This window comes from Dictyoglomus sp., assembly GCA_025060475.1.
Taxonomy (GTDB): domain Bacteria; phylum Dictyoglomota; class Dictyoglomia; order Dictyoglomales; family Dictyoglomaceae; genus NZ13-RE01.
On sequence record JANXBZ010000035.1, the window covers coordinates 1 to 1,018 of the forward strand.

General features: G+C 26.5%; 1 protein-coding gene. It reads right to left on the reverse strand.

Annotated features, from left to right (window positions below):
- Positions 1 to 269: 269 nt before the first annotated feature.
- Positions 270 to 932: a class I SAM-dependent methyltransferase gene (locus tag NZ841_08440; protein MCS7202788.1), complete on the reverse strand. Its 663-nt coding sequence runs from the start codon at positions 930 to 932 to the stop codon at positions 270 to 272.
- Positions 933 to 1,018: the final 86 nt, after the last annotated feature.

Sequence of the window (1,018 nt, forward strand, 5' to 3'; positions counted from 1 at the left end):
GAATCATCGTTAGAGCCATTATCTATTAAAACCATATCATAATTAGAATAATCAGTTTGATATACAGATTCTAAACACTCTATTGTATCCTGCCAACCGTTGTAATTTAGGATAATTATTGAAACTTTTTTCATTTCAATAAATCAAATACTAATTTCACTTTTGTTAGTTGCATTAATTTTCATATTCTTTTATTTTCAAAACCATTTATTTTTTGAAAAATTATAATCTTCAAATAGAAAATACTATTTTCTCATGACAGCCTAGGATTACTGATATCCTGCCTTTTTTAGATCTTCTAGGCTAAAATTAAGTGATATATTGTTAATAAATCCTTTAAAATACCTATTTAACTCAAAGTTTGGGATAAATCTTAAAATTTTGAAATTTGGATTAGGAAATAAATCTATAATATTCTTTCTACAGAAAAATCTTAAATGAGTTTTATCTAAAATACCTTGTTCTTCATACTTAAAATTTTTATCGATAATAATTCTTTTCAATACACTATAATGCCCAACATTAGGTAAGCTTATTATAAGAAATCCTTTTGGTCTCAAACAAAAAATTATCTTATCTATAGTTCTCCATGGATCATAAAGATGCTCAAGAACATCTGCACAAATTATTATATCAAAATATTCTTCGAAAAAAGATAGATCTATACTTTCTATATCTCCAATTATGAATTTATCTATCTTAGGATGAGTTTGATTACTATTTGGAAGTTGTATAAGATCGACACCTACAACTTCTTTTGCTAAACCTAACTCTTTTAATTTAATTAGAGTATTTCCTTCTCCTGCTCCAATCTCAAGAACTTTAGCATTATTTATAGGCGGAAATAGTTTTATAATATCCCATCTAATTCCAGAAAAATAGCCTTTATCTTTTTCCTCATAAAATTTCAAACATTTCTCAGTCTTCCCCATTTTTTATCCTTCTCAGAAAGAATTATCTCATCTATTTCCTCAAGAGGCCATTTTATACCTATATCTGGATCGTTCCAGATTATTCC

Excerpts from the sequence above, each read along its gene's own strand:
- NZ841_08440 (MCS7202788.1), bottom strand. The coding sequence starts at position 932 with ATGGGGAAGACTGAGAAATGTTTGAAATTTTATGAGGAAAAAGATAAA.